The organism is Chryseobacterium sp. C3 (genome assembly GCF_014218905.1).
Lineage (GTDB): Bacteria > Bacteroidota > Bacteroidia > Flavobacteriales > Weeksellaceae > Chryseobacterium > Chryseobacterium mucoviscidosis.
In genome coordinates, this window is sequence record NZ_JACLCU010000012.1 from 29,330 (window position 1) to 52,075 (window position 22,746).

At 34.8% G+C, this 22,746-nt stretch carries 25 protein-coding genes; 15 read left to right on the plus strand and 10 right to left on the minus strand.

From position 1 onward, the window contains the following. The first annotated feature begins 5 nt into the window (after positions 1–5). Together H6W53_RS20175 and H6W53_RS20180 are read left to right on the plus strand one after the other, a co-directional pair. Entirely contained in the window at positions 6–788 is a 783-nt protein-coding gene (locus H6W53_RS20175; protein WP_116098653.1) for an alpha/beta fold hydrolase, read from the plus strand. Between the two features lies 1 nt (position 789). Then, entirely contained in the window at positions 790–1,584 is a 795-nt protein-coding gene (locus H6W53_RS20180; protein WP_228457573.1) for a patatin-like phospholipase family protein, read from the plus strand. Between the two features lie 289 nt (positions 1,585–1,873). Here H6W53_RS20180 and H6W53_RS20185 read toward each other — a convergent pair whose 3' ends face one another. Further along, the gene (locus H6W53_RS20185) at positions 1,874–2,881 is read right to left on the minus strand and encodes a DHH family phosphoesterase (RefSeq protein WP_185209334.1); all 1,008 of its coding nucleotides are present in this window, start codon (positions 2,879–2,881) and stop codon (positions 1,874–1,876) included. 236 nt (positions 2,882–3,117) lie between these two features. On the opposite strand from H6W53_RS20185, the gene rpmH reads away from it, so the two are divergent. Next, positions 3,118–3,276 carry a 50S ribosomal protein L34 gene (gene rpmH / locus H6W53_RS20190; RefSeq protein ID WP_007843334.1) on the plus strand — a complete coding sequence of 53 codons (159 nt, stop codon included), beginning with the start codon at positions 3,118–3,120 and terminating at the stop codon, positions 3,274–3,276. A gap of 153 nt (positions 3,277–3,429) precedes the next feature. Next, positions 3,430–4,140 (plus strand): cell division ATP-binding protein FtsE, encoded by a 711-nt coding sequence (locus H6W53_RS20195; RefSeq protein WP_076390587.1) that lies wholly within the window; start codon positions 3,430–3,432, stop codon positions 4,138–4,140. Between the two features lie 124 nt (positions 4,141–4,264). Here H6W53_RS20195 and H6W53_RS20200 read toward each other — a convergent pair whose 3' ends face one another. Genes H6W53_RS20200 through H6W53_RS20210 form a run of 3 tightly spaced genes read right to left on the minus strand, consistent with a single transcriptional unit; the run spans position 4,265 to position 7,002 of the window. Next, on the minus strand, positions 4,265–4,960 hold the full coding sequence (locus H6W53_RS20200; RefSeq protein ID WP_317169763.1) for a tRNA1(Val) (adenine(37)-N6)-methyltransferase: 696 nt from the start codon (positions 4,958–4,960) through the stop codon (positions 4,265–4,267). Beyond that, positions 4,960–6,414 carry a sensor histidine kinase gene (locus tag H6W53_RS20205; RefSeq protein ID WP_185209293.1) on the minus strand — a complete coding sequence of 485 codons (1,455 nt, stop codon included), beginning with the start codon at positions 6,412–6,414 and terminating at the stop codon, positions 4,960–4,962. The genes H6W53_RS20200 and H6W53_RS20205 overlap by 1 nt, the downstream gene beginning before the upstream one ends. A gap of 3 nt (positions 6,415–6,417) precedes the next feature. Next, on the minus strand, positions 6,418–7,002 hold the full coding sequence (locus H6W53_RS20210; protein WP_185209295.1) for a riboflavin synthase: 585 nt from the start codon (positions 7,000–7,002) through the stop codon (positions 6,418–6,420). Between the two features lie 49 nt (positions 7,003–7,051). Here H6W53_RS20210 and pdxA point away from each other — a divergent pair, with 49 nt between their 5' ends. The 9 genes from pdxA to H6W53_RS20255 all read left to right on the plus strand — a co-directional run bounded on the left by pdxA (position 7,052) and on the right by H6W53_RS20255 (position 15,331). Continuing rightward, entirely contained in the window at positions 7,052–8,143 is a 1,092-nt protein-coding gene (gene pdxA, locus H6W53_RS20215) for a 4-hydroxythreonine-4-phosphate dehydrogenase PdxA (protein WP_185209297.1), read from the plus strand. 84 nt (positions 8,144–8,227) lie between these two features. Continuing rightward, positions 8,228–8,758 (plus strand): YceD family protein, encoded by a 531-nt coding sequence (locus H6W53_RS20220; RefSeq protein ID WP_185209299.1) that lies wholly within the window; start codon positions 8,228–8,230, stop codon positions 8,756–8,758. A 59-nt stretch (positions 8,759–8,817) separates the two neighbouring features. Continuing rightward, positions 8,818–9,021 carry a 50S ribosomal protein L32 gene (gene rpmF, locus H6W53_RS20225; RefSeq protein WP_076390581.1) on the plus strand — a complete coding sequence of 68 codons (204 nt, stop codon included), beginning with the start codon at positions 8,818–8,820 and terminating at the stop codon, positions 9,019–9,021. Positions 9,022–9,148: 127 nt separating this feature from the next. Continuing rightward, complete coding sequence (gene accB, locus H6W53_RS20230) at positions 9,149–9,634, plus strand: acetyl-CoA carboxylase biotin carboxyl carrier protein (RefSeq protein WP_116098646.1); 486 nt, start codon at positions 9,149–9,151, stop codon at positions 9,632–9,634. A gap of 92 nt (positions 9,635–9,726) precedes the next feature. Beyond that, complete coding sequence (gene accC, locus H6W53_RS20235) at positions 9,727–11,082, plus strand: acetyl-CoA carboxylase biotin carboxylase subunit (RefSeq protein ID WP_185209301.1); 1,356 nt, start codon at positions 9,727–9,729, stop codon at positions 11,080–11,082. 226 nt (positions 11,083–11,308) lie between these two features. Then, positions 11,309–12,550, plus strand: coding sequence for an ornithine--oxo-acid transaminase (gene rocD / locus H6W53_RS20240; protein WP_116098645.1), 1,242 nt, complete (start codon positions 11,309–11,311; stop codon positions 12,548–12,550). A gap of 7 nt (positions 12,551–12,557) precedes the next feature. Next, positions 12,558–13,355 (plus strand): DUF5672 family protein, encoded by a 798-nt coding sequence (locus tag H6W53_RS20245; RefSeq protein WP_185209303.1) that lies wholly within the window; start codon positions 12,558–12,560, stop codon positions 13,353–13,355. Between the two features lie 3 nt (positions 13,356–13,358). Beyond that, the gene (locus tag H6W53_RS20250) at positions 13,359–14,351 is read left to right on the plus strand and encodes a hypothetical protein (RefSeq protein WP_185209305.1); all 993 of its coding nucleotides are present in this window, start codon (positions 13,359–13,361) and stop codon (positions 14,349–14,351) included. 11 nt (positions 14,352–14,362) lie between these two features. After that, positions 14,363–15,331 carry a glycosyltransferase family 2 protein gene (locus tag H6W53_RS20255; protein ID WP_185209307.1) on the plus strand — a complete coding sequence of 323 codons (969 nt, stop codon included), beginning with the start codon at positions 14,363–14,365 and terminating at the stop codon, positions 15,329–15,331. Between the two features lie 36 nt (positions 15,332–15,367). Here H6W53_RS20255 and H6W53_RS20260 read toward each other — a convergent pair whose 3' ends face one another. Both H6W53_RS20260 and H6W53_RS20265 read right to left on the minus strand, forming a co-directional pair. Further along, a complete protein-coding gene (locus H6W53_RS20260) occupies positions 15,368–15,712 on the minus strand; it encodes a phosphomannose isomerase type II C-terminal cupin domain (protein ID WP_076390574.1) in 345 nt (114 codons plus the stop codon). Between the two features lie 16 nt (positions 15,713–15,728). Beyond that, positions 15,729–16,664: a glycosyltransferase gene (locus H6W53_RS20265; protein ID WP_185209309.1), complete on the minus strand. Its 936-nt coding sequence runs from the start codon at positions 16,662–16,664 to the stop codon at positions 15,729–15,731. A 185-nt stretch (positions 16,665–16,849) separates the two neighbouring features. Here H6W53_RS20265 and gltX point away from each other — a divergent pair, with 185 nt between their 5' ends. Continuing rightward, complete coding sequence (gene gltX, locus H6W53_RS20270; protein ID WP_185209312.1) at positions 16,850–18,574, plus strand: glutamate--tRNA ligase; 1,725 nt, start codon at positions 16,850–16,852, stop codon at positions 18,572–18,574. A 47-nt stretch (positions 18,575–18,621) separates the two neighbouring features. Continuing rightward, the gene (locus H6W53_RS20275) at positions 18,622–19,578 is read left to right on the plus strand and encodes an acetyl-CoA carboxylase carboxyltransferase subunit alpha (protein WP_076390571.1); all 957 of its coding nucleotides are present in this window, start codon (positions 18,622–18,624) and stop codon (positions 19,576–19,578) included. Positions 19,579–19,737: 159 nt separating this feature from the next. Here the strand turns inward: H6W53_RS20275 and H6W53_RS20280 are convergent, their stop codons facing one another. From H6W53_RS20280 to H6W53_RS20295, 4 genes are all read right to left on the minus strand, one after another. Further along, positions 19,738–20,718: a hypothetical protein gene (locus tag H6W53_RS20280; RefSeq protein WP_185209314.1), complete on the minus strand. Its 981-nt coding sequence runs from the start codon at positions 20,716–20,718 to the stop codon at positions 19,738–19,740. Between the two features lie 37 nt (positions 20,719–20,755). Next, entirely contained in the window at positions 20,756–21,337 is a 582-nt protein-coding gene (locus tag H6W53_RS20285) for a DUF6705 family protein (RefSeq protein WP_185209316.1), read from the minus strand. 430 nt (positions 21,338–21,767) lie between these two features. Beyond that, positions 21,768–22,349: a DUF6705 family protein gene (locus tag H6W53_RS20290; RefSeq protein WP_185209318.1), complete on the minus strand. Its 582-nt coding sequence runs from the start codon at positions 22,347–22,349 to the stop codon at positions 21,768–21,770. Positions 22,350–22,359: 10 nt separating this feature from the next. Beyond that, positions 22,360–22,683, minus strand: coding sequence for a hypothetical protein (locus H6W53_RS20295; RefSeq protein ID WP_185209320.1), 324 nt, complete (start codon positions 22,681–22,683; stop codon positions 22,360–22,362). Positions 22,684–22,746 lie beyond the last annotated feature (63 nt).

Below are 22,746 nucleotides of genomic sequence, written 5' to 3' on the forward strand. Positions count from 1 at the left end.
GAAATATGTTAAACTTCGAGAGAAAAGGAAACGGAAAAGAAACTTTGGTTCTGATTCACGGCTTCATGGAAAATCTTTCTATCTGGAGCGATATGCAGCCTCATCTTTCCGACAATTTTTCATTGTTAAAAATTGATCTTCCCGGTCATGGACAATCTGAAATCATTGCGGAAGTTCAGACGATGGAACTGATGGCGGAAGAGGTAAAAAAAGTTTTGGATCATGAAAATATAACCAAAATTCACTTACTCGGACATTCGATGGGAGGGTATGTTTCTCTGGCTTTCGCAGAAAAACATCCTGAATACCTGAAAAGTTTAACTTTATTTTTCTCCACGTATTTTCCGGATGATGATGAAAAAAAAGAACAGCGCATCAAAAGTTACCGCATCATCAAAGATGCTTTCGCGCATTACGCGAGAGCAGGAGTTCCGAATCTGTTTAATCCCAATGAAAAAGACATTCTGGAAGGAAAAATAGAAACCGCACTGGAAGTTGCCCTTTCTACCAATAATCTCGGAGCTTTGGCATCTGTAAAAGGAATGGTGGAACGAACTGACAAAAAGCATATCATGGAAAATCTTGAGGCAAAAATTTTGGTTCTTGCCGGAAAACACGACAACGCGGTAAAAACCGAAACCATGATTAAGCATCTTCCCGACCGTACCAACATTAAATCCTACATTCTTGATTGCGGACACAACGGACATTGGGAAAAGCCAAAAATCTGCGCAGAGATCATCAATACAGAGCTTCTTCACAATATGCCGAAACATTTGGTCTTTTAGTATGCTGGATTTTTTCTCTTTCAAAAAAAAGAAACCCGTCATCGGTCTGACTCTTTCAGGTGGAGGAATGCGCGGAATTGCTCACATTGCGGTTTTAAAGGCTTTGGAAGAGTACGATCTGAAACCGGACATTATTTCTGGCACGAGTGCAGGATCTATTGTAGGAGCGTTTTATTCTTTCGGGAAATCTCCGGATGAAATGATGGAAATCGTAAAACAGACTACTTTTTTTTCGAGGTCTTATCTTAAACTCTCCAAAAACGGAATTTTCAGTTCTAAATTTATTCTGAAACTTTTCACCGATCATTTTCCGGAAGATAATTTTAACATTTTAAAAATTCCTTTGTATGTTGCCGCCACTGAAATGACGCACGGAATTGTAGATTTTTTCTCGGAAGGTGAACTTTTCATCCCGTTATTGGCTTCTTCAAGCGTTCCTTTTGTTTTGCCTCCAGTAAAAATTGGCGAAAAGATTTATGTAGACGGCGGTGTTTTAGACAATCTACCGATTGAACCGATTGTAGACAAATGCGATTTCCTTATTGCTTCCCACGTCAATTCCATCAGCTACGATAGTCTGGAAAAAATGAGCTTAATGAAGGAATTTGACCGGATTTTACACTTGGCCATCGCAAAATCTGTATATTCCAAAGCCAAGACCTGCGATATTTTTCTGGATCCGCCGAAGATGACGAAATTCAGTCTTTTTAACAAAAAATTCTTAGATATTATGTTTCAGGAAGTTTATGAATACACTTGTAAAGAGCTTGAGGAAAAGGGATATTCGAGGGGTTAGAGTTGAGGGTTTGAGGGTTTTGGAGTTTTAGAGTTATAGCGTTGAGAGTTTTTAGAATGTGAGTGAGTGTTATTGCGGACAGACCGAAGGTCTGCGAACTTAATTCGAACGACGAAGCCATCTCTTTAAAAGCAATTTAAATTCTGCGTTGATTATTTTCAGGGATTAAAATCAATAAAATTCAGATTCTTCATCCGTTTTTATTTCTTTCTGAATGAAAATATACGCAGAGCTTTCTTAGGCTAAACCTTAAACTTAACCTCAATCTCAGCCTAAACCTAAATCAAACTTACAAACTCTCCTCTCCTTCTATTTTCCCTTTGAATGTTTCAATAGTTCCCTGCAAAGATTCGTAAGATTTTCCTCCGGCTGCATTAATGTGACCTCCTCCATTGAAATATTTTCTTGAGAACTGATTCACATCCATATCATCCTTACTTCTGAAAGAAATTTTAATAAAATCTTCATACAGATCTTCCATAAAGAACGCTGCCATTTTTACGCCTAAAATACTCAGACCGTAATTAACGAAACCTTCTGTATCACCTTTCTGGAAGCCATATTCTTTCAGCTCTTCCCTTGTTAAATAAAGAACAGCCACTTTTCCGTCTTTTACCACTTCTATTCTTCCTAAAATCAGAGCTAATAAATGAAGACGGGAAACGGTATTGGTATCCCATGTATTGGAAGTAATCATCGCAGGATCTGCTCCGTGTCCGATGAGATTGGCAATAATTCTGTGCGTGGTTGCACTTGTAGAACGGAATCTGAAACCTCCTGTATCTGTCATAATTCCGGTATAAAGACATTCTGCAATATCGTTATTCACAAGATTTTCATCATTCATCGCTTCTATGAAATGATACACCATCTGACAGGTCGCAGGAATTATGGTATCGGAATAAACAAAGTCAAATTTCTCAGGCTGCTGATGATGATCGATAAGAATCTTTTTCGCTCTGGAATTGGTAAGCCAGTCTCCCAAAATCCCGATTCTGGAAGGCGCATTGAAATCCAGGCAGAAAATAACATCTGCGTCATAGATAAGATCAGAAGCTACTTTTCTTTTGTAGTCTGCAATCAGAACCTTTTTTGCTTCGGGCATCCATTTCAGAAATTTAGGAAAATCGTTGGGAACAATTACCTCTGCATGAATTCCTTTTGCTTTCAGATAATGTTTTAAACCAAGGCTGGAACCAATAGCATCGCCATCCGGATTATAATGGGTAAGAATTACAATTTTATGTTCCGGAGTAAGTAACTTGTTGATTTCTAAAAGTTCTGCTGGTGTAAACATCATGATGTTTATTTTTTCTTTAAATTTGAGTTTCCAAAGATAGAGCTTTTAAACAAATCATTGTGCATTATTTTACAATATCGGGAAAGTACGCATCCCGTCGGCATTTGCAAAGAATGCATGAAAAAACAGTGTAATTTTTTTAAAAAAAGATTTGTAAAGTTTGCAACTTTTAAAAAATTCCATATCTTTGCAACCTGAAAATTAATAGATAATTACGATTTAAACATATAGTAATGAGTAAAAGAACATTCCAGCCATCAGAAAGAAAAAGAAGAAACAAACACGGTTTCAGAGAAAGAATGTCTACGCCAAATGGAAGAAGAGTTTTGGCTGCGAGAAGAGCTAAAGGCAGAAAGAGTTTAACTGTAAGTGCTTCACGCGCTAAGAGATAATCTTTTTATTATCATATACAAATCATGCTTGAAAAGTAGTTTTTCAGGCATTTTTTGTTGTTAAATTTTCCCAAAATTTAGGTTATTTATTCTTCTTTTTCCTATTTTTAAAATCTGAAAAAATTTTAAGAAAAAGTACTTTAAAACTGAATTATGCCACATACAAATATCGCCGGAGACAATATCATCAGCTTACAGCACGCGAAGATTGCCCAAAAAAACTTCACGGTTCTTTCTGATGTGAATCTGAACATCAAAAAAGGAAGATTCTGCTATCTTATCGGGAAAACAGGTTCCGGAAAAAGTTCCCTGCTGAAAACTTTGTACGGGCATATTCCTTTAGCTTCCGGACACGGTGCAGTGGTAGGTTTTGACCTTGCCAAACTGAGAGCTTCAGACGTTCCGAACCTGAGAAGAAAATTAGGAATTGTTTTTCAGGATTTCCAGTTGCTTTCTGACAGAACGGTTGAAAAAAACCTGAAATTCGTACTCGAAGCAACAGGATGGAGCGATAAGACAAAAATGGAAGACCGCATTAACGAAGTTCTTGGCAGTGTAAACATGAAAAGTAAGAAGCACAAAATGCCGCACGAACTTTCAGGAGGAGAACAACAGCGTGTTGCTATCGCGAGAGCGCTTCTCAATCATCCGGATCTTATTCTTGCGGATGAGCCTACAGGAAACCTTGACCCTGAAACGTCCAATGAAATCATGACTTTACTAAAGCAGGTTGCGCTTGAAAACGGAGCGGCTGTTGTTATGGCAACACACGATTATCATATGATCCAGAATTTTCCGGGTGAAGCCATAAGATGTGAAGACGGAAAAGTTTCCGTGCTTGATACTGCAGAATTATTTGAGTAAAATTTAAACCATTAAGGACATTTAAGAAGTTAAGTTTCTTTAAAAAAATCAAATAGATTTTTAAAGCGGAAAAGTACTTAATATTCTTAATTCCTTAACAATTACTTAATGGTTTATAATATTCTTATTTCCTAAAAACATGAAACTCTTTGGTGAGTTCAAGATATTGGTCCGAGTATTGTCTCGGACTTTTTTCTATGGTAAACTCTAGTTCTTCGTACGATTGCTCGTTTAAAGAAAATTCAAGAATCAATCTTTTTGTTTTTGAGTTTTCAATGCCTTTAATATTGATTTTTTTAACTAAAAACAACTGATTTTCATTCGCAAACTGAATAAAATCGTTTCCGGCTTCAACAGGAATAATGACTGAAAATATTCCTTTTTCCGTTAGTAAAGAAGATGATTTTGAAATGAGCTGTCGGAAATTTAATTCCACGGTCTGCCTTGCGATTTTATCTTTTTCTGAGCCGGAAACTTCAAAATACGGTGGATTGGAAACAATCAGATCAAATTTTTCTTCGGGTTCAAAATATTTAAAATCCTGATGAATATTTTTTAATCGTGAAGCAAAAGGTGAATTTTCAAAATTAAGTTTGGTGAGATGTGCCGCTTCTTCATTGATGTCGATTCCCAAAAATTGTGCATTCTGATTTTTTTGCGCTAACATCATCGAAATTAATCCGGTTCCTGTTCCGACTTCCAGTACTTTAGAAGCGTTATCAACACAAGCTAAAGCACCCAGCAAAACACCGTCCGTTCCTACGCGAAAGACGTTTTTAGACTGCTGAATTTCAAATTGTCTGAATGTAAAAGGCTTCACTATAAATTTGTCGGTAATGTGATGGTAAAAGTCGATCCTTTTCCAACTTCTGATTTAACGGTGATTTCTCCTTTGTAATCTTCCACCATTATTCTTACCATGGAAAGACCAAGTCCCATTCCGCTGTTTTTTGAGGTGAAATTTGGTTCAAAAATCCTTTCATAAATATTTTCCGGGATTCCTATTCCATTGTCCTGTACGGAAATCATCACACGTCTCTGATGCTGCTCAAGATCTACATTGATAATTAATTTTCTTTCATCGCTTTCCGCCTGTCTTGCATTCGTCACAAGGTTGGTAATGATTCTGGACAAATAGATCCTGTCCATATTGATCATGATATTGCTTTTATTGGAATGCATGAAGATGCTGTCATCATTAAAAACACGGAGAATATCTTCCACCTCAGTATTCAGATTGATGATCTCATTGTTTTTTTCAGGCAATTTGGCAAATTCCGAGAATGCAGAAGCTACGGTAGCAATCAAATCGATCTGATCGACCATGGTTTTGCTCATCTGCTTTACTCTTTCTCTGATATTCGGATCTTCGGGATCAAATTTTCTTTCAAAATTCTGGATGGTCAGTTTCATGGGGGTTAAAGGATTTTTCACCTCATGCGCAACCTGTTTTGCCATTTCTCTCCACGCTTCTTCCGAAGCTTTAAAACGAAGTCTTTCCTTCTGATCCTGAATCTGGAGAATCATTCTATTATAAGCTCTTGCCAAAGCATTCAGTTCGTCGTTTTTATAGTAACGGATCGGACGCATTTCATTTTCAAACAATGTAATGCGCGTAATCATATCCGAGAATTTGGTAATATTTTTTGCTAAGTTATTAGACATCACCCAGCTAAACCATACGCTGAATAAGATCAGCAGAACATCTACAAGAATAATATATTTTACATAAACGTTCAAGACATCAAAATACGCAGCTTCATCATGATAAAGCGGAATGTATACGATCCCTATAGGTTCTAAATCATTATTTTTCAGTAATAAATATGAAGAGGTAAGAACCGCATCTTTACTGGCATCATACCCTTTAATATCCACCCTTGCTTTGGTTGCCAAAATACGGTTGAGAATATTTAAAGGAACAGGTTTTTTATACTCCGAATTTCCTTCTACACTGGAAAGAAGGTAATTTCCCTTTAAATCATAAACAACAACAGGATGTTTGTTAATATCGGCTATTTCATATATTTTATTATCCAGAAGTTCAGGAAGATCGCTCGTTTTTACACGCGTCCTGCTCAGTTCATAATCCAGGTAACTAATTACAGTACCCGTCTTGTTCTGCATGTCAATTTCACTTTGTTTTTCGTAATTTTCCTTTAAAACAAAGTACGGAACCAGCGAAGAAGCGACAACACTTAAAAGACAAACCAATAAGAAACCGAAGAACACACGGTTCCTTAAGCTATATCCTTTATATATATTAATTGACATCCGCTATTTTTTAATTAACCTAGCAATATACTTACCAATTATATCAAATTCCAGATTAACTTTATCTCCAATTTTTAAATATTGCATATTTGTGAATTCCCATGTATACGGAATGATCGCTACAGAAAACTGTGTATCTTCGCTTTTTGCCACGGTTAAACTGATCCCATTCACTGTAATTGAACCCTGTGGAACGGTTACAAAATTTCCGTTATCTTCATATTTCATGGTAATAAAATAACTTCCGTCTTTATTCTCAATGTTCACCACTTCCCCGGTTTTATCAACGTGTCCCTGAACAATATGCCCATCCAGTCTTCCGTCCATTTTCATGCAGCGTTCAAGATTCACCACGGTTCCTTCCTGCCATTTTCCAAGATTTGTTTTTTCTAAAGTTTCATTGATGGCGGTTACCACATAACGGTCTCCTTCAATTTTCACAACCGTAAGACAACAACCGTTGTGTGCAAGACTCTGGTCGATTTTCAATTCATTGGTAAACGGGCATGTTAAGGTAAAATCTATATTGCTTCCGTTTTCTTCGATCTTCTCAATTACTCCAACTGCTTCAATAATTCCTGTGAACATATTATTTTTTGCTAAATTTGTAAAATTATAATGTTCAAAGATAATCAAAATGAGCCCAAAAAACCATAAAGTACGAGTAGGAATTTCAATTGGAGATTTCAACGGCATCGGTCCCGAAATCATCATGAAATCTCTTGCAGACAAAACCATTACGGATTTTTTCACACCTGTAATTTTTGGTTCGGGAAAATTATTTACCTATCAGAAAAATATTTTTAAGTTAAATTTAAATTTTAACTACATCACCGAAGCTTCGCAGGCTCAGGCGGCAAAACTGAACATGGTGAATCTGGTGAAGGAAAATTCGATGGTAGAACTGGGAACACCTACTGAAGAATCCACCAAAATGGCGATCGATTCTCTGGAAGCGGCTACCGAAGCTTTACTGAAAGGGGAAATCGATGTTTTGGTTACGGCACCAATCAACAAAGATGAAATGGTGAAAATGGGCTTTAAACACGCTGGTCACACAGGATATTTTGAAGAGAAATTCAATAAAAAAGGATTGATGTTTCTGGTAACAGAAGATCTTAAAGTAGCGGTTTCAACACATCATATTCCGATTGCACAAGTTGCGGAAAATATTTCCAAGGAAAAGATAAAAAAACAAATCCGGGTTTTAAACCAGACGCTGATTGAAGATTTTAATATTACCCGACCTAAAATTGCTGTTCTGGGCTTAAATCCTCACGCAGGAGACGGCGGAGTAATCGGAAAAGAAGAAATTGAAGTTATTGCTCCGGCAATTAAAGAACTTTCCGACAACGGAATTCTTGCTTTCGGACCTTTTCCGGCAGACAGTTTTTTCCAACCCGGAAAATACAAAAGCTTCGATGCTGTTTTAGCCATGTATCACGATCAGGGACTAGCTCCTTTCAAAACGCTGGCGTATGAAGAAGGGGTAAATTATACGGCAGGACTTCCATTCATCAGAACATCTCCGGATCACGGAACGGCTTATGACATTGCCGGAAAAAATGTTGCCGATCCACAGAGTTTTACAGAAGCGATTTTCACTGCTATTAAAATTTTCAGGAACAGAACGGAATACAACGATCTGATGAACAATCGTCTGCAGCCAAGAAAAATGGCAGTAGACAACGGAATAGACGAAGATCTGCCGGATGAAACTGAAGGATAAATCTTTAATAAAGATTTTAAATTAATTTGTTAGAAATTTTATTTGTTATTATAAAAAAATTGCATATTTTTGCACACTCATTTTATGGACAAGTTAAGAAACTATGACGTAAGCTTTTCCGGACTAAAAACCGGCAAGCACGAGTTCAGGTTTGAGATAGATAAAGAGTTCTTTCAATTATTTGACACTGAACAGGAATTTACAAATCCTAAAATTGCGGTGGATGTCTTATTAGATAAGCATTCTACCTTTTTAGAATTTGAGATCAAAGTAAACGGAACGGTAGAATTGGTTTGTGATATTTCGAATGAAAATTTCGATCATCCTATTGAAAACCAGATCAAAGTTTTGGTAAAATTTGGGGAAGAGTATGATGACAGCGAAGAAGATGTAATCACTATTCCGACTTCAGATCATGCGTTTAATATCGCTCAGCTGATTTACGAAAACGTAGCACTTTCCATTCCGATGAAAAAGATTTCACCGAATGTAAGTGATGATGATCTTGCTATTCTGGAAAAGTTCAGCCCGAAAGAAATTCAGAAAGAAGAGGAGGAAGAACATGAAAGCGACCCGAGATGGGACGCACTAAAAAATTTAAAGAATAAAAATTAAATAGTTTAATGATGAGATGATGAATCTCATCGCTCATCAATTAAAAAAGTTATTACAAAATGGCACATCCAAAGAGAAGACAGTCGTCTACAAGAAGAGATAAGAGAAGAACTCACTACAAAGCTGTAGTTCCTCAATTAGCTAAAGATGCAACAACAGGAGAGCTTCACCTATACCACAGAGCTCACTGGCATGAAGGAAAATTGTACTACAGAGGTAAAGTAGTATTGGAAAAAGAAGTAGCATCTACTGAAGAAAACTAAGAGTCGATTTTCCTCGAAAAACACTCATTTTAATACAAAAACCGCCCAATTTTGATAAAATTTGGCGGTTTTTTGTTGTTTTTTATGTTTTTTTGGTATCTTTGGAACAAAATCAAATATCAATTTTATGGACATTAAAGACATACAAAATCTTATTAAGTTTGTATCTAAGGCAGAAGTTTCTGAAGTAAAGTACAAAACTAAAGATTTCGAAATCACTATTAAAACTCCATTGGCTGGAAGTGAAGTTGCTTACGCTCAACCTGCGGTTTACCACACTGCTCCACAACAGGTAGCTGCTGCTCCTGCACCGGCTGCAACTCCGGCTGCTGCACCTGCTGCAAGTACAGAAGCTGCTTCTGACGACAGCAAATACGTGACCATTAAGTCTCCAATGATCGGAACTTTCTACAGAAAGCCATCTCCAGACAAAGACGTGTTCGTAAATGTTGGTGATGAGGTTTCTAACGGAAAAGTAGTTTGCGTTATCGAGGCAATGAAGTTATTCAACCAGATCGAATCTGAGGTAAGCGGAAAAATCGTTAAAATTTTAGTAGACGATGCAACACCTGTAGAGTACGACCAACCTTTATTCTTAGTAGATCCATCTTAAGGAATTTTAGATTACAGATTATAAATTTTAGATGAAGCTTTTCATTTAAAATAATTTAAAATTCAAAATTTATAATTTAAAATTTCGGAGAGATGTTCAAAAAAATATTAATAGCCAATCGTGGCGAAATTGCAATGCGTATTTTACGTACTTGTAAAGAAATGGGAATTAAGACCGTTGCGGTATATTCTACTGTAGATAAAGACAGTCTTCACGTAAGATTTGCTGATGAAGCGGTTTGTATCGGTCCGGCAATGAGCAAAGATTCCTATCTAAAAATTCCTAATATTATTGCTGCTGCGGAAATTACCAATGCAGACGCTATTCACCCGGGTTACGGTTTCTTATCTGAAAACGCTAACTTCTCCAGAATCTGTCAAAAAAACGGTATTAAATTCATCGGTGCGACTCCTGAGCAAATTGAAAAAATGGGAGACAAAGCAAATGCTAAGGCAACCATGAAAGCAGCAGGTGTACCTTGCGTACCGGGTTCAGACGGTTTGATCGAGTCTTATGAAATCGCTGCAACAACTGCTGAGGAAATTGGTTATCCTGTGATGATCAAAGCAACTGCAGGAGGTGGCGGAAAAGGGATGAGAGCCGTTTGGAAAGCCGAAGACCTTAAAGATCACTGGGAATCTGCAATTCAGGAAGCTGTAGCGGCATTCGGAAACGGAGGAATGTACATGGAAAAACTGATCGAAGAGCCAAGACATATCGAAATTCAGGTTGCGGGAGACCAGTTTGGTAAAGCCTGTCACCTTTCTGAAAGAGACTGTTCGGTACAGAGAAGAAATCAGAAACTTACGGAAGAAACTCCTTCTCCTTTCATGACGGACGAACTTCGTGAAAAAATGGGAGAAGCGGCTGTAAAAGCTGCTGAATTTATTGGATATGAAGGGGTGGGAACTATCGAATTCCTTGTGGACAAGCACAGAAATTTCTATTTCATGGAAATGAATACAAGAATTCAGGTAGAGCACCCTATCACCGAGCAGGTTATCGATTATGACCTGATCAGAGAGCAGATTCTTCTGGCTGCAGGAACTCCGATTTCAGGAATCAATTATTATCCGAAATTGCATTCAATTGAGTGCAGAATTAATGCGGAAGATCCTTACATGGATTTCAGACCTTCTCCGGGGAAAATCACAGGATTAAATATTCCCGGAGGACACGGAGTGAGAGTGGATACACACGTTTATTCAGGATATACAATTCCGTCCAACTACGATTCTATGATTGCAAAACTTATCACAACGGCTCAGACGCGTGAAGAAGCTATTGCAAAAATGAGAAGAGCATTGGAGGAATTCTATATTGAGGGTGTAAAAACAACAATTCCTTTCCACAGACAACTGATGGATAATGAGGATTACCTTTCAGGAAACTATACTACAAAATTCATGGAGGATTTTGTGATGGACAGAAAATATGATAATCACTAAATTGATTATTTAAAAATATTTTAACCGCCTCATTTTTGGGGCGGTTTTTTATTAAAAATCAAAACGAAAAGATATTTAAACTGTAATTGATAAGTGATTGGAATAATAATTTCTAAAACATTCTGTTCTATCATTAAAATGTACTTTTCCCACAAAATTTTTCAGTAGAAGATTTCTGTTTATTCATATCAATTATAATGTTTAAATTTGTACAAAACCTAAATTTATGTCAACAGTAGAAACAGTAAAAGACTCACAATATTTCATTGATCTTGAAGACCGACACGGAGCCCACAACTACCACCCTCTTCCGGTTGTTTTAGATAAGGGAGAAGGTGTTTTTGTCTGGGATGTGGAAGGAAAGAAATACTATGATTTCCTTTCTGCGTATTCTGCTGTGAACCAAGGTCATTCTCATCCGAAAATTGTAGGAGCTTTAGTTGAGCAGGCTCAGAAACTTGCTTTAACGTCAAGAGCTTTTTATAATTCGAAATTGGGAGAATACGAAAAAAAGATCACTACCCTATTTGGTTTTGATAAAGTTTTACCGATGAATTCCGGTGCTGAAGCAGTGGAAACAGCAGTAAAATTAGCAAGAAAATGGAGCTACGAAGTAAAAGGAATTTCTGAAAATGCTGCAAAAATCGTAGTTTGTGAAAATAACTTCCACGGAAGAACCACAACGATTGTTTCATTCTCCAATGATCCTGATGCGAACCAGAATTACGGTCCGTTTACTCCAGGTTTTATTAAAATTCCTTACAACGACCTTGAAGCTTTAGAAGAAGTTTTAAATAGAGAAGCAGAAAATATTGCGGCATTTTTGGTTGAGCCTATTCAGGGTGAAGCCGGAGTATATGTTCCGAATGAAGGATTTTTAAAAAATGCTTCTGAATTGTGTAAAAAGCATAATGTTCTTTTTATTGCCGATGAAGTTCAGACAGGAATTGCAAGAACAGGAAAATTAATCGCATGTCATCACGAAGATGTACAACCTGATATTCTAATTTTAGGAAAAGCCCTTTCCGGAGGAATGTACCCCGTTTCAGCAGTTTTGGCGGATAATGAGATCATGAATGTGATTAAACCGGGACAACATGGTTCTACGTTTGGAGGAAATCCGATTGCATGTGCAGTAGCTGTTGCAGCTTTAGATGTTGTAGAAGAAGAAAAACTTTCTGAAAGAGCGGAAGAACTGGGAAAATTATTCCGTTCCGAAGTTGAAAAAATTATTGAAAAAACAGACCTTATCACAAAGGTTAGAGGAAAAGGTTTGCTGAATGCTATTTTAATTAACGACACTCCTGAAAGTTCTACGGCATGGAATCTTTGTCTGAAGTTAAAAGAAAATGGACTGCTTGCAAAACCTACCCACGGAAATATTATCCGATTGGCTCCACCTTTGGTGATTACAGAAGAGCAATTGCTGGATTGCGTGAAGATTATTGAGAAAACTATTTTAGAATAGACCTGTTTTGGTAGAAATTATTATTCCGATATACAAAAAAACACCTGATGCAGATGATCTGATTTCGATAAATCAGGCATTCCATGTTTTAAAAAATCACAAAATTACGTTTATTCATCCCAAAAGTTTGGATGTGAGCAACTATGAAAAGTTCACATCCAGATTTTTGGCTTTTGATGATGTTTACTTTAAAAATATCCACGGATACAATTGTCTTATGCTGAGTGTAGATTTCTACAACAGCTTTTCGGAAAAATATTTACTGATTTATCAGACCGACTGTTTCGTGTTTAAAGACGAGCTTCTGGATTGGTGTAATAAAGATTTTGATTATATCGGTGCTGCCTGGATCAGAAGTTCTGAGAAGATATCTTTGGTCAAACTGATTTCAGACCGAGGTTTCGCAAAATTAAAAGCTTTAATCAACTTCAAAGGCAACGGAAAATCGCAGAAAGACAAATCTTTACTTTATAATGCAGTCGGAAACGGAGGTTTATCTTTAAGAAAGCGCGAAAAATTTATCGAAGTATTAAAAAATCTTTCAGAGGTTAAAGATGTTTATCTGAAGGAAGAAAATATAAGTGAATTTTATGCTGAAGATGTATTTTTCAGCATAGAGCCGGAAAGAAATGGAATTAATTTTTCTAAACCAGACTATAAAGAAGCGTGTGGATTTTCTATTGAAAACAAGCAGCAGAAAGCATTGGAAATTAATCACGGAAAGCTTCCTTTTGGCTGTCACCGATGGAACAAAGAGAGAGAATTCTGGAAACCCTACTTTTCTAAAGCAGGATATTCTATATAAACGATGGATAACTTCAAAGATAAAAGCATCATATTAGCAGTTCCGGATCATTTCGGACTTCCTCAGGTTTTTAAAGAAAATCTTGAGTTTTTGCGTTTTACAGTCTATCTGGTGAAGCACGACAATTCCAAGATTAAACTTAAAACCAAAGATTCTCTTATTCACCTTTATAAAAAAACGTTCAGTAAGAATAAAACTCATAAAGCCAGAATCACCGCACTGGAAAAAGAAAGTCCACAAATTACTTTTCTTAACGGAATTGAATCCGCAGATTATGCTTTAGTAATAAGACCGGATCTTTTCAGTGAAAAGGTTCTTCAAAAAATCAAATCAAAAAGCAAACACACCGTTGGTTATCAATGGGATGGAATGCAAAGATTTCCACTGGCTGAAAAAACCATACAGTATTTTGATACTTTCTTTGTTTTTGACAGTAATGATGTGAAAAAATATGCTAACGTACAACATATTAACAATTTTTACTTTGACTATCTGCATTCCGAAGAAGCAATTCAACAGGATGTATTTTTTGTGGGAACATTTATGAGAGACCGAATTAATGAGCTATTACAATTGTCTTTAATTTTTAAAAAGATCGGTCTTACAAACAGCATCAATATCATCTGTAATAAATCAAAATATTATAAAAAATACGCCGGATTTCCTGTGCATTTTAAAAAATCAGGAATGAACTTTAAAGACAGTATCCTGAACACGCAGCAATCCAACGTGATATTAGATTTTCAGAATTCCATGCACAATGGAGTTTCATTCAGGGTTTTTGAAGCGGTCGGATATCAGAAAAAACTGATTACCAACAATCCTTTGGTGAAAAATTATGATTTTTATAATCCTAATAATATCTTTGTATTCTCGAATGAAAATATTCATGAGGCGGAACATTTTTTAAAACAGGATTTCGTGGAACTTCCCAATGAAATAAGAGAAAAATATTCTTTCACTGAGTGGATAAAGCATATTCTGAATAGTAATTAAAAAAGATTTATTTGAAAACTTCTGTAGCGGTTTGTACCTATAACGGTGAAAAATTTTTAGAAAAACAAATTGATTCCATTCTGAATCAGACTCATCCTGTTGATGAAATCATCGTATGCGATGATGGATCGACTGATGCTACAGTAGAAATACTAAATTCTTACAAAGAAAAATATCCCGAACTATTTCAGATTTACATCAACGAAAAAAATTTAAGAAGTGTAAAAAACTTTGAAAAGGCAATTTCGTTGTGTACCCACGAAATTATCTTTCTTAGCGATCAGGACGATATCTGGGTTGAAAATAAAGTCGAAAAATATCTGAATTATTTTGAAAACCATCCTGAAATAGAAGTCATTGCTTCTAATGGTTTTGGGATTGATGATGATGGAAAGCTTTTGGACGTAATCACCATTTGGGATGTTATAGGTTTCATGAAGGCAAAAAATATTAAGATTGACTTTTTTGAGATTATAAGTTTTTCGGGAAATATCGCAACCGGTGCAACAATGGCAATTAAAAAAGATTTTGTAAAAAAAACAATTCCTTTTCCTATTGTTCCGGAGTTTCACCATGATGAATGGATTGCATTAATAGCAGCTTCTGAAAATAAATTCGATTTTATTGATGATAAAATGTTTTACTACAGGCAGCATCAAAGTCAACAGGTCGGAGGTGTATTTTTTGATAATAACGAAAGAAAGAAAAATACGCTATTGCGATTTTTCAGTCTGGATTTTAATGTACAGACTTTTTCAAATTATAAACATCTGCTAAAAAGAATTGCCAATTCATATCAGAAGCATAAACATATTCTGGAAGAATCTCAGATTCATCATGATATTTTCAGTAAAAACCTGGATCTTTTCAAGAGTCTTTACTACAAATACAAAAAGAAAATGAAAAAGAAATATCCGGTTCGCTTTTTTATTTTAAATATTGTCGATAAAATAAAAAATAAAAGACAGCTTGAAAAGTAAAATAAAAGGCTACAGCAATCTGTAACCTATTATTTTTTAATTTCTGTCATATTCATCCTCAAGCCTCACGATATCATCCTCGCCGAAATACGTTCCCGTTTGTACTTCAATAAAAACGACCGGCTTATCCGAAAGATTCATTATTCTGTGTTTCGCACCAAGAGGTATAAAAATACTTTCACCGTAAGATAAACTGATCTCCTTATCATCCAGAACGATGGTCGCATTACCTTCAATAATCGTCCACTGTTCCTGTCTTTTATGATGATACTGGTAAGATAATTTCTGCCCCGGATTTACTTCTATTCTTTTCAGCTTATAATGTGGCTCATCCGCTAAAACATAATATTTTCCCCAAGGTCTTTCTCCGATTTCTAGCATATCTGTCTAATAATTTTTAGCGAATGTAGTTAAAATATTTTTTCAATACCAAAAGTGATATTAAATTTTCAACATTTTTATCATTAAACTGCGCTCTGTATTCTTTGGCATTTCTGATTATTTCCAGAGCTTCATTTTCATGATCGATGTAATACTGAAGCTTTTCCTCAAGATTTTCATAATTCTCATCAATCACGATAAAATGTACATCTGGTTTTAAAGTTCCTTCCATATACCATGTTTCCATCTTTAAAGGCGGCGAAACGGCAATAGAATTAGAAGACATGATCCATTTTAAATTCGTGGCAACATCATTTCCTTCAAGGCTTAAAATAAATTTACTTTTTAAATGCTCCCCGATCGAAATCTTAGGTTTTATCCATTCCTGATTTCCGTTTTTATTAACCTGTCCCAGATCACAAAGCGGATGGTTAAAATACTTTTCATAAAATCTTTTTCGGTGTTCCTGATGAACTGCCGCTCTGCCAATCATGATATTTTTCTTTTCAGAAAAATTCAGGTTGTCTTTTACAGATACAAAATGTCTTGCTTTGTCCAGATTCAGTAAAATATTGTTCTCATTATTTCCGTGAATAGGACGGCTTTTCGTGATTTTGGGAAAAACAAGGATGGTATTGACATCACCAAATGCAAAATCAATTTTTAAATCTTTCGGAAAATATCTTGCATACTCATAGGTATCAAAATAATAGGCTTTCGGAGTTTTGGGCTTCAAAAGATCTGTAATCGTTGTTCCGGAATGATTTACCAGAGTTTCAACGGAAATTTTATTGTAATAGTCTACTCTTCTTTCAACTGTTGTAAGCTGTTCTTTGGAAACGGTTTTATAGAGATCATCAATCTTTTTTTCGAAAGATTTTACTGGAAATAATCCTCTTGCAAATCCCTGAATATAAAAAGATAACTTATTCTGTTTTTTAACTTGTGCCATGGTGAATTTAAAACTCCACAAAAATACAGCATTATATCTGTTATTTTTCGAAAAGGAAATTATTTTAATTGATTTTTACACTTAGAAAATTAAATCGTTCAAATAGATGATTAAAATTAGTTTATCGCAAATAAATGTACCTTTTTATATTAGTTTAAGTAAATTTGCAAAAATTTTTATTTAAAATGGACAAAGTAAGAGTACGTTTTGCTCCAAGTCCTACGGGACCTTTACATTTAGGAGGCGTAAGAACCGCATTATACGATTATCTTTTTGCTAAAAACCAGGGAGGTGAATTTGTATTGAGAATTGAAGATACAGATACCGCAAGATACGTTGAAGGAGCAGAAGAATACATTGAAGAAGCCCTTGAATGGTGCGGAATTATTGCCGATGAAAGCCCGAAAAAAGGAGGAAAATTCGCTCCGTACAGACAATCTGAAAGAAGACATATTTACGATAAATATACAGAGCAGATCTTAAAAACAGATTATGCTTACATTGCTTTTGATACCGCTGAAGAACTGGACGCGATCCGTGCAGAATATGAGGCAAGAGGAGACGTTTTTTCTTATGACAATAAATCAAGAAACCGTTTGAGAAACAGTATTGCACTTTCTGAAGAGGAAGTTCAGAAATTGCTGGATGAAAAAACGCCGTATGTCGTGAGATTCAAAATGCCGATCGACAGAACATTAAATCTTGTAGACATCATCAGAGGAAATTCTTCTGTGAATACCAATACTTTAGATGATAAAGTTCTGGTAAAAAACGATGGAATGCCGACTTATCATTTCGCCAACATCATCGATGACCACGAAATGGAAATTTCTCACGTTATCCGTGGTGAAGAATGGCTGCCTTCTTTAGGACTACACACTTTATTATATGAAGCAATGGGTTGGGAAGCGCCTCAGTTTGCCCATCTTTCCTTGATTTTAAAACCTGATGTTTCAACTTTAATTAATAAAGAAAATATAGATGAAATTACTAAATCTTTCACAGAAGAGTTCGTAGCAAAAAACAATCAGTTTTCTTTTGATGAATCTGCAACAATTATTAAATCTTTCTTTTCAGAAGTAAAAAGTCCAAGATTTAAATCAATGTTAAGCGAAAATGATAAGGACAATGAAATATTAGCTTCTGTAAAACAATTTCTTAAAAAAGGAATTTCCGGAAAACTAAGCAAAAGAGATGGCGATAAATTCGGGTTCCCTGTATTTCCTTTGAATTTTAGAGATCCTGCAACAGGAAATATTTCCAAAGGATACAGAGAAAGCGGATATCTTCCTGAAGCATTTATCAATATGGTTGCACTTTTGGGCTGGTCTCCTGCAGACGATAAAGAAATTTTATCTCTGGATGAAATGACAAAAGAATTTGATCTGAACAAAGTTCATAAAGCCGGAGCAAGATTCAGCAAGGAAAAAGCAGAATGGTTCAATCATCAGTACATCCAGAAAACTTCAGATGAAGATTTACTGAATATTCTTAAAAATTCAGATTTAAATTTAACATTATCAGACGACAAACTGTTAAAAGTGATTAAGCTGATGAAAGAAAGAGCTACTTTCCCGAAAGACATCTACGAAAACGGAAAGTTTTTCTTCGAAGCACCCACTTCTTATGACGAAAAAGCATCCAAAAAAGCATGGAATGATGAAACTTCGGCAATTTTAAGGGAATTGGCTTCAAATCTTGAAGAAGCTGATTTTAATGCTGAAAATCTTAAGCAGACGGTTCATGATTTCGCGGAAAATAAAGGTTTGGGAATGGGTAAAGTGATGATGCCTTTACGTTTATCGTTGGTTGGAGAACTGAAAGGACCAGACGTTCCGGACATTATGGAACTTCTTGGAAAAGAGGAGACTATCTCCAGAATAAACAATGCAGTAAATAATTTTAAATAGATTTTGATAATTTTTCATAAATTTGAAAGATTTAATTTACTTCAAGAATGGAATATTTAAGTTTCGAACTTCCTATAAAAGAATTAATGGACCAATACCAAACCTGTTCTTTAGTAGGAGAAGAAAGTGGTGTTGATGTAAAATTAGCATGTAGCCAGATCGAGGATAAAATCATAGAAAAGAAAAAAGAAATCTATGGAAATCTTACCCCTTGGCAAAGAGTGCAACTTTCCCGTCATCCGGATCGTCCTTACACACTGGACTATATCCACGGAATGGTGGATAAAGGCAGTTTCTTAGAACTTCACGGAGACAGAAATTTCGCAGATGATCCTGCCATGATCGGTGGTTTAGCAACCTTGGACGGTCAGAAAGTAATGATCATCGGAACTCAGAAAGGAAGAACTACAAAAGAAAGACAGCACAGAAGATTCGGAATGCCGAATCCTGAAGGATACAGAAAAGCTTTAAGACTGATGAAGCTTGCAGAAAAGTTCAGAATTCCTGTAATTACTTTGGTAGATACCCCGGGAGCTTATCCTGGTCTTGAAGCGGAAGAAAGAGGACAGGGAGAAGCAATTGCAAGAAACATTTTCGAAATGACGATGCTTAAAACTCCTATTTTCACCTACATTATTGGTGAAGGAGCGAGTGGCGGAGCTTTGGGAATTGGTGTAGGAAACAAAGTATATATGTTGGAAAACACATGGTATACGGTAATTGCACCAGAAAGCTGCTCATCCATCCTTTGGAGAAACTGGGATCATAAAGAAGATGCGGCAAACGCTCTGAACCTGACTCCGAAAGATGCTTTAAGAGAAAAATTCATCGACGGAATTGTGGAAGAACCTCTTGGAGGAGCGCATTACGATCCGGAAACAACGTATCTGAACCTTAAAAATTCAATATTGCAGAACATCAAAGCCTTTTCAAAATTCACTGGAAAAGAACTTGAAACCCAGAGACAGGAGAAATTTATTGCGATGGGGCAATTTAAAGGATAAAATATAGAAACCGGTTAAGAAAATTTCTTAACCGGTTTTTATTTTTATTGTACAAAACAAAGGTTAACTTTCACTACTGCTTGGTAAAGATTAAATCTTTTGTTTCTGGTAGGCAAATCAGGGGAAAGATTAGTAGTAGTATCAACTTAATAAATTTTATTATTCATTCTTTTCAGAAATCTCTTTCCAGAGTTTTACTAAATCTTCCGCATATCTTCCCATAATAGGTATTGCCTTTCCGATTTCTATTTTAAAGTATTTTTCAGGGAATTTGAATTTTTTTAACTTTTCAATTTGCTCATCAGATGAATTTTTATTCGTCTTTAATACATCAAAAGCTACGGATTTATCGAAAAGAATATTTACAGGAGTAAATTGATCAGATTTATAATATGGTTCCATGTAAGTGTCTACAGGACTTGCCCATCTTCCGTTTTTTGTTTTATACACTGGAAAAAATTGATATTTAAGCTGAATTAAATCTCCACAATATTCCCCAATAAAGATTAAAACATTTTCATAATGTTGAAACATGTATTCATATCTACTATTATGATCATATGCCGTGAAAGTAATTTCTTTCTCAAGATAATGATCTTCAAACTCCTGTTCGATTTTATATTCAGCCTTATATTCACTGTCCATCATTTCTCCACAATATTTAGAAGTATCTACAGAAGAAACATTTATTTTTTTTCCAATGAAAATATATAGCTTTGATGGTTTATCCTGATTACATTCTTTATTGGGTATACAAGGTGAACGCTTTAAATTCACCTTAATTTTATTTTTTACGATATCTTCAATTTTATATTTTTGGGTGATATATTTTCTCTTATAAAAATATAAAGTATCTGTAAGCTTTGCTGTTATTGTATAATTTCCAATAGAATCAGGATATGTAAAGAGATTTTGATTATGAATCAATTCATCATATTTATCCCAATGTTTTTCTTTAAATATTGAGTCTTTAAAAGCTCTGTCCCTAAATTTCCTTACGGTATCATTAACACTAATGGCAATACCATTTGTCCCTAATGAATCTTTAACAACACCTTTAAAAGTCACCGTTTGAGAATTATAAAAATTCATTATTAAAACTAATAGAATCAGACAGAATTTTAATAATATTGGTCTCATATATCATCTTTTGAAAAAGCCTACGGAGAGGCTTTTATTATTGTTTTGTAAAGATTAAATCCTTTGCTTCAGGCAGATAAATTGTTTTATCTACATTTGGAGGGCAGGTTGCACTGTCAATAACCCTATCATTTGGCTTGTATTCCCATGAAATTTGAGTTGCATTAAGTTTTTTCAAATAAATACTTCCCCATCCAATGCCACAATTAGTTCCCCTATAATTAAACATTACAAGATTATGATATGGATTAATCATTGTACTGTAAATTGAAAAATAGGATTGATTAGGTTGAAGAACCATGTTCTGAGTATCTTGCAAAACGATACCTGCCGAATTTTTAACAATATATCTAACAGATAAAACATCTCTGTAAAATTTAACTTTTGTGAGCTCAATTAATTTATGAGGCTCTTTAGTTAATAATAATGTAATTTGATTATTATTAAATGTTGCTTTGTAAGTTCCAATATATGGATCTAATTCATTATTTATATCTTTTAAATACGAATAATCTGGAATTGCTGTAAAATCTGTATTTAAAGGATATGTCTGCTGTGCTTTACAAAACATCATATTCGTAAATAAATATGTATAGATTATTATTTTAGTGTATTTCATAATATTATTTTTATAAAGGGCAAGGGTTAGCTATTGTGTTATTGTTAGAATCTAAAGTAATATTTTTTACAATTCCGTTATTCTCTATCCTTTGTAAATTAATTTTGTTTTCAATATTCATATTTTTCAAAGTTTAAAAAACAATTTTTCTAAGCCTTGATTATTAAGATTTAAATGATCATTAGAATATTGATAATCTAATAATAACAGATCTTTCATATTTTGATAATCATTTTCCAATTGTTCTTTATTCCAATTACTATTATACACATATTGTGACAAATCCTGCATATTTCCCGTATACTGAATTACATAATGATAAGAAGTACCATCGGATTCGGTGCCCACCATTCCTGCATAAGCTCCCCCAATATCTCCATTGGGTTGCGCAATGGCATATTAATTAAAAACCTCCGAGCGGAGGTTTAGGCTATTGTTTTGTAAAAATCAGATCTTTTATTTCAGGCAGATAAACATTTTTATCTACATTTGGTGGACAGGTTGCGCTATCAATAACCCTACTATTTGGATTGTATTGCCAAGAAAATTGTGTTGAATTAAGTTTTTGTAAAATTATTTCACCCCAACCTATTCCACAATTTGTTCCTCCATAATATAATACAATAGTATTTCCTCCATTTTCCGGCCAAAGACTATATATAGTATGTGTAATTTGATTATTTTGGAATATCATATTTTGTGTATCTTGAAGGATTGTACCATTAGAATTCTTAACAAAATATCTTATTGATAGAACATCTTTATTGAAAATATGTGATCCTCTTTTAAAATATTTATAATTTTCTTTACTTATAAATAGTTTTATTTCATTCCCATTAAAACTACTAACCCAATTTCCTGCGAAATTATTTAATTCGTTATTAATATCTTTCAGATAAGAATTATTAGAAATTTCTGTATAATCAGTTTTCAATGGATACGTTTGTTGTGCTTTACAAAAAGTGAGATTTGTAAGTAAATATAGAGATGCTATAATTTTAATTTTTTTCATAATTTAATTTTTATATTGGGCAGGGATTTGGTACAGGATTATTGTTTGAGTCTAATACAATATTATTAATAATTCCATTATTATCTATTGTTTGTAGGTGGATTTTATTATTCAACCCCATTTCATTTAAAGTTTTAAAAAATAATTTTTCTAAACCTTGTTCATTTAAAGGACTATTTTGAGGTTTTGCTAAAGAATACTTCATTTGAAAATTAGCTTCTAATTCTTCCAAATCCCAATTGCTGTTATACACATACTGAGCTAAGTCCTGCATATTCCCTGTATATTGGATCACATAATGATAAGAAGTACCATCCGATCCTGTAGCTACCATTCCTGCATAAGCGCCTCCAATATCCCCATTGGGTTGCGCAATGGCATTACATTATATAAAAAT

Coding starts and splice junctions, on each gene's coding strand:
- H6W53_RS20175 (WP_116098653.1), top strand. CDS start 6: ATGTTAAACTTCGAGAGAAAAGGAAACGGAAAAGAAACTTTGGTTCTG.
- H6W53_RS20180 (WP_228457573.1), top strand. CDS start 790: ATGCTGGATTTTTTCTCTTTCAAAAAAAAGAAACCCGTCATCGGTCTG.
- H6W53_RS20185 (WP_185209334.1), bottom strand. CDS start 2,881: ATGTTTACACCAGCAGAACTTTTAGAAATCAACAAGTTACTTACTCCG.
- rpmH (WP_007843334.1), top strand. CDS start 3,118: ATGAGTAAAAGAACATTCCAGCCATCAGAAAGAAAAAGAAGAAACAAA.
- H6W53_RS20195 (WP_076390587.1), top strand. CDS start 3,430: ATGCCACATACAAATATCGCCGGAGACAATATCATCAGCTTACAGCAC.
- H6W53_RS20205 (WP_185209293.1), bottom strand. CDS start 6,414: ATGTCAATTAATATATATAAAGGATATAGCTTAAGGAACCGTGTGTTC.
- H6W53_RS20210 (WP_185209295.1), bottom strand. CDS start 7,002: ATGTTCACAGGAATTATTGAAGCAGTTGGAGTAATTGAGAAGATCGAA.
- pdxA (WP_185209297.1), top strand. CDS start 7,052: ATGAGCCCAAAAAACCATAAAGTACGAGTAGGAATTTCAATTGGAGAT.
- H6W53_RS20220 (WP_185209299.1), top strand. CDS start 8,228: ATGGACAAGTTAAGAAACTATGACGTAAGCTTTTCCGGACTAAAAACC.
- rpmF (WP_076390581.1), top strand. CDS start 8,818: ATGGCACATCCAAAGAGAAGACAGTCGTCTACAAGAAGAGATAAGAGA.
- accB (WP_116098646.1), top strand. CDS start 9,149: ATGGACATTAAAGACATACAAAATCTTATTAAGTTTGTATCTAAGGCA.
- accC (WP_185209301.1), top strand. CDS start 9,727: ATGTTCAAAAAAATATTAATAGCCAATCGTGGCGAAATTGCAATGCGT.
- rocD (WP_116098645.1), top strand. CDS start 11,309: ATGTCAACAGTAGAAACAGTAAAAGACTCACAATATTTCATTGATCTT.
- H6W53_RS20250 (WP_185209305.1), top strand. CDS start 13,359: ATGGATAACTTCAAAGATAAAAGCATCATATTAGCAGTTCCGGATCAT.
- H6W53_RS20260 (WP_076390574.1), bottom strand. CDS start 15,712: ATGCTAGAAATCGGAGAAAGACCTTGGGGAAAATATTATGTTTTAGCG.
- H6W53_RS20265 (WP_185209309.1), bottom strand. CDS start 16,664: ATGGCACAAGTTAAAAAACAGAATAAGTTATCTTTTTATATTCAGGGA.
- gltX (WP_185209312.1), top strand. CDS start 16,850: ATGGACAAAGTAAGAGTACGTTTTGCTCCAAGTCCTACGGGACCTTTA.
- H6W53_RS20275 (WP_076390571.1), top strand. CDS start 18,622: ATGGAATATTTAAGTTTCGAACTTCCTATAAAAGAATTAATGGACCAA.
- H6W53_RS20280 (WP_185209314.1), bottom strand. CDS start 20,718: ATGAGACCAATATTATTAAAATTCTGTCTGATTCTATTAGTTTTAATA.
- H6W53_RS20285 (WP_185209316.1), bottom strand. CDS start 21,337: ATGAAATACACTAAAATAATAATCTATACATATTTATTTACGAATATG.
- H6W53_RS20290 (WP_185209318.1), bottom strand. CDS start 22,349: ATGAAAAAAATTAAAATTATAGCATCTCTATATTTACTTACAAATCTC.
- H6W53_RS20295 (WP_185209320.1), bottom strand. CDS start 22,683: ATGGTAGCTACAGGATCGGATGGTACTTCTTATCATTATGTGATCCAA.